This window comes from Microcoleus sp. PH2017_28_MFU_U_A, from assembly GCF_020738035.1.
In the GTDB taxonomy this organism is placed as follows: Bacteria; Cyanobacteriota; Cyanobacteriia; order Cyanobacteriales; family Microcoleaceae; genus Microcoleus.
On record NZ_JAEQCX010000213.1, the window covers coordinates 1 to 5,095 of the forward strand.

Annotated in this window: 4 protein-coding genes; 3 read left to right on the forward strand and 1 reads right to left on the reverse strand. The window is 40.8% G+C overall.

From position 1 onward, the window contains the following. The first annotated feature begins 160 nt into the window (after positions 1–160). The 3 genes from JGK14_RS33695 to JGK14_RS33705 all read left to right on the forward strand — a co-directional run bounded on the left by JGK14_RS33695 (position 161) and on the right by JGK14_RS33705 (position 3,748). The gene (locus tag JGK14_RS33695; RefSeq protein WP_325316001.1) at positions 161–802 is read left to right on the forward strand and encodes a hypothetical protein; all 642 of its coding nucleotides are present in this window, start codon (positions 161–163) and stop codon (positions 800–802) included. Between the two features lie 185 nt (positions 803–987). Continuing rightward, a complete protein-coding gene (locus tag JGK14_RS33700) occupies positions 988–1,632 on the forward strand; it encodes an SMI1/KNR4 family protein (protein WP_293220888.1) in 645 nt (214 codons plus the stop codon). 220 nt (positions 1,633–1,852) lie between these two features. Beyond that, positions 1,853–3,748 carry a DUF6531 domain-containing protein gene (locus JGK14_RS33705; RefSeq protein WP_325316002.1) on the forward strand — a complete coding sequence of 632 codons (1,896 nt, stop codon included), beginning with the start codon at positions 1,853–1,855 and terminating at the stop codon, positions 3,746–3,748. 38 nt (positions 3,749–3,786) lie between these two features. Here JGK14_RS33705 and JGK14_RS33710 read toward each other — a convergent pair whose 3' ends face one another. After that, positions 3,787–4,935 carry an ISAzo13 family transposase gene (locus JGK14_RS33710; RefSeq protein WP_325316003.1) on the reverse strand — a complete coding sequence of 383 codons (1,149 nt, stop codon included), beginning with the start codon at positions 4,933–4,935 and terminating at the stop codon, positions 3,787–3,789. Positions 4,936–5,095: the final 160 nt, after the last annotated feature.

Sequence of the window (5,095 nt, forward strand, 5' to 3'; positions counted from 1 at the left end):
TTCGGGCGACTCGATACAGAAAAAACTTATCTTTAACCAAGCTTGAATATATTGATCGCTCCTGCTCTTGGTTGGCAATCAATTATTCAGCAAGCCCTACCTAGTTCATTTTGGGCTAGCGTAAAATAAATAGTTTATTTAGCTAAGGATTCCATCAAATATGTCTATACTCACACCAACTTTGAAAAAAATTGTTAACTGGCTGCAAGTTAATGACCCTGAATCAATTGCTGAGTTACGTTCGGGTTTGACCGACCAAGAAATTAAAAAAATAACTCAAAATCTTCCCTTGCTTTTTCATACTACAAATTTGACCGAGCAAGAAATTGAACAATCTCTTCCCTTAATTCTTCCGTGGGAAGTAGGAGAAATTTACCACTACTGCAATGGACAGATTGCGCTAACACCTTCTTTATTTTTAGAACCCTTGGAGAAAGCTATTGAAAACACTTGCTATGGCGAATGGATGAGAGGAAACAAGATTTCTTCTTCTAGCCATATACTTCCTCTTTTTCATGGAGACGGGAAAAATTTCTATTATGTCATTTGCGATTCAGCAAACAAATCTCCAGTTTGGTGCGTATATGTCGGAGAAGCTCCTAGAATGTATGCTGCTAGCTTAACTAGCTTAATATTAAGCACTTGGGAATGTTATGAAACGGGGGCTTATTATATGTATTTTGATGAAGAATCTGGTTATTCTTATGTAGAGGACGATGACAATTCAGAAAAAGCTGAGAAAATTTTCCAAAAGTACAATCCCGAACAGATGGATGATTGGAGATATTTTAACAGAGATTGAGAAAAGGAAAGCTAATGAGAGAGATTTACAGAGAAGCAAATGTCCGTCTTGCGGATTCGTTTGGTGTTATTACTCTCCCAGAACAACGGATAAATTCATACTGGATCGACCGAGATGGCATGATCGGTAGTAGATAGTAAGCCGGAATTTCTTTTTCTTGTCTCATCTAACAAGGATGTAAAATCGTGGAAGAATTAACAAATGCTTTGGAAAGAATTTTAAAATGGATGCAAAAACATGACCCACAAATAGCTACTATCTGGCAAGCCGAACTAAGTTTATCAGAAATCGAAGAAAAGGTGAGATTATTACCATTTCGTTTACCTCAAGAAGTTTATGAACTTTACCAATGGAGAAACGGGTTTATACAGAGGGCACAAGGATGGAGCCAAGGTTGGGGAGGGCATGATTCTTATAACTTAGATTTTCTCATCAAAAACTACTTTGATTCGATAAATTACTCTGAAGAATGCGTAGCATTCGCTAATAATAGTTCTTCTGAAAGCCTCAGAAACCCACAATGGTTTTCTCTTTTTGGCCATGATAAGCAAGATTATTTTATCATCGGCGAACAAAAAAAACAAGTATCTCCCGTGTTTTGCTTTGACTATGGAGATTGGGATGATTTTAGACCTAAGTTAAAATACAGCAGCCTTACTTCCATGATGCCAACCATTGCCGAGTGCTATGAAACAGGTGCTTACTATCACTACAAGGTGGAAGGACGAGAGATAACAAGTTTCGGAATGAATTACCCAGCAGCAGAATCCATCCGCAAAAAATACAACCCCGACTGTGAGTACGACGCTCCTGTAGAAGAACTCCTCTAGAAAAGAAATAAGGCGAGTAATTATTAAACAACCTTAATTTTTTTCTCTAGCTAAAGATACGGCTGGAAATGCCGGAACCGCAACTCAAACAGTAGCAGCAATTGACCCCACCGATGTCAACGCACCAATTATCAACATCAATTTAGCGGATGATGTTGATGTTTCTGCACCTCTGGTAATTCGAGGTACGATAACTGACAGCAATTTAGATTACTATATTTTGTCAGTAGCCCCGGTTGGTAGCAGTCAATTTAAGGAAGTTCATCGGGGAACGACTGCTGTCACTAACGGCACGATTGCGACATTCGACCCGACTGTTTTAGCTAACGGCGCTTACGTTCTGAAATTCACTGCATTCGATGCTAACGGTAACGGTTCTACTACTGAAAGAACCGTGAATGTTGCGGGTGATTTGAAGTTGGGTAATTTCCGGTTATCCTTTACTGATTTATCTGTTCCTGTTGCTGGAATTCCGATTAGCGTGACTCGAACTTACGATTCTTTGAATGCTAATGCCACAGATGATTTCGGCTACGGCTGGCGGATGGAGTTCCGGGATACTGATTTGAAGACTTCGCTAAAACCAGACCCGACTTATGAGGAGTTGGGAATCAATACCGTACCGTTTGACAGTAAGACTAAGGTGTTTATTACGTTACCCGGAGGTAAGCGGGAAACCTTTACTTTTAAGCCGACTCCGCACCATTTGAATCAGTATTTGGGGGCGATGGGGCCGGGGGCTGCGATGTACAAACCTGCGTTTGAGTCTCAGAAGGGTTCGACGATGACTTTGACGGTGAAGGATGCGAATTTGGTCAGGAATGAGAACGGGTATTACGGGGTGAACGCACAGCCCTTCAATCCTGAAAATCCTGCCTTTGGTGGTGTTTATATACTGACGACGCAGGAGGGATTGGTTTACGAGATTGATGCGAAGTCTGGGGATTTGCTGACGGCTACTGATAGTAATGGGAATAAGTTGAGTTTTAGCGATGCGGGGATTGTGAGTTCGACTGGTAAGTCGGTGGTTTTTGAGAGGGATGTTCAGGGGAGGATTGTTGGTGTTGTTGACCCGGATGGGAAAAAGGTTAAGTATGAATATGATGCGAAAGGGGATTTGATTGCTGTTAAGGATAGGGAGAATAATCGGACTCAGTTTAAGTATGAAGATGCAGACAGGCCGCACTTTTTAACTGAGGTTATTGACCCCTTGGGAAGGAGTGGGGTGAAGACTGAGTATGATGAGAAAGGTCGGTTGAAACAGATGGTTGATGCGAATGGTTCGGCGGTGGAGTTGATTTACGATCCGAATAATTCGATTCAGAAGGTTAAGGATGTTTTTGGGAAGGAAACCACTTACGTTTACGACAGTCGCGGGAACGTTTTGACTGAGATTGACCCGTTAGGGAAGCGGATTGACAGGACTTTTGATGCTGACAACAATCTACTGACTGAAACCGATGGCGATGGAGTTACAACTAAATTCACCTACGACAATCGCAGAAATCTCCTGACAATTGAAGATGAAGGTGGTTTCATCACTCGGATGACTTACGACAGCCAAGGTCGCGCCACTTCAATCGTCTCGCCCACAGGTTTGAAAACCGCAGCTAAATACGACAGTCGCGGCAACTTAATTGAGAGTACCGATACCGACGGCTTAAAAACAACTTATACCTACAACGCGCGCGGCCAACTGCTAACTCAAACCGCACCCGACGGTCAAGTTAACAGCTTTCAATACGATGCAGCGGGCAACATCAAACGCACGATCGACAGTCGCGGCAATCAGGTTGATTTCGATTACAATCCTAACGGCAGAATAGAATTTGCTACGACCACTTTTACCCTCAACGGTCAAAGCCATACCTTGAGGATGGAATACGACTACGATAGCGAAGGTCGCATCACCGCTGCCAGAACCAGTCAGGGTAACAACCAATCGATTATTTACGATGCTTTGGGACGGGTAAAATCGGTAACGGACGTATTCGGCAACACCACTTCCCACCGCTACGATTTGCCGCTAGCCCCCGGAGAAAACACCACTCCAATTGCAGGCGCAGGGCGGGCAGTTAGGAATGAAAATTTAATAACTTTAGCGTCTGTTAAATAGTCGGCACTGCACGATAATTCCATTTTGGCAGATATTCATCAAAAATAATTTTCATTGTCATTAGCTACTTTTCGACCAGTTTCATAGATTTTATCAAGCACATTTACCACCACAGAAAGCCCGGTTTTAGTATGAGTTTTTGCCATGAGTTCTTTCACTAACTCAAGATTCGTAAAAATCACTCCTTGACAGGCTCTGGTTACGTGAGGAAACAAGCGATGTTCGATCGGATTATATTTCGATGTATAGGGAGGATAGTGTGCGATCCTAATTTCTATTCCTAGCTCGTCAACTAACTTTTGTAAATCTGATTTAAATATGTGATGATTAGAATTGTTACTGCCACCTCCATCGCATTTTATTAAGATTGAATCGGCTTGAGGATAGATAAATTTTCCGTAATTTATCCACCATAATTTAATCGATTCACAAGCAAATTCACTCGTGTCTTTACTGATTCCCAAGTTTAAATATCCTCGGTTTTGTTGCGGATCGTAAATTCCATGAGGCACTACTTTTCCCTCAGCTAAACTAAAGAAATCATGGTCAAATGTCGTAATAACTTCGGTAGTATATAGACTGCCTGCTCGATATAGATTTCCAATAAATTCCTTCTTTTTTGTGTCCATACTAACAATTGGATTACCCCGCAACTCATACTGAGCGGTTATTCTGGCAAGATTCTCAAATTGTTCATTACGATTTTTTGTGACTCCGGTTGTTTGTTGTTTTTGGGCTTTGCGTTTCACATATCCATGTTTTTTTAAGAGTTTTTTGACAACCGTTGTGCTGACTATTGTTTCCTGAGCCTTTAGGCCTTCAACTATTTGTTGATGAGTAAGATTTGTCCATTTAATTTTTTCGGACATTGGATCTCCGGCTGTGTGGTTTTTTAAGACTTCTAAAAAACGCTCATTTAAATCAGCTATCTGAGAATCCCTAGTTTTTCTTCCTCCACCTCTTCGGCGAATTCTTTGTTGATTCAAGGTGGGTTCTGATTTATTTTTTAACTCCTTAATTCCCTTGGCTATTGTATTCCTATCTACTCCCAAAACTCGGGCTATGTAAATGATTCCACCACGACCAAGTTTTACGGCTTCTATCGCTGCATATCTTCTTTTGTCTTTTTCAGATAAAGACTGATGATGTTGGAGCATTAAAGCAGTAATTTCGTCTGAGTAATACATAAATTATGTTAGGATAAATGATTCAAATCAACAAATCATGGGCGACATAAGAATAACCAAGTAGGTATAATATTTGACATCCATACCGAAACATTAACCTATTCATATTCACTCATTTATTTATTATACATCGCTGATGTTATTAAATTTTCATTCCTTA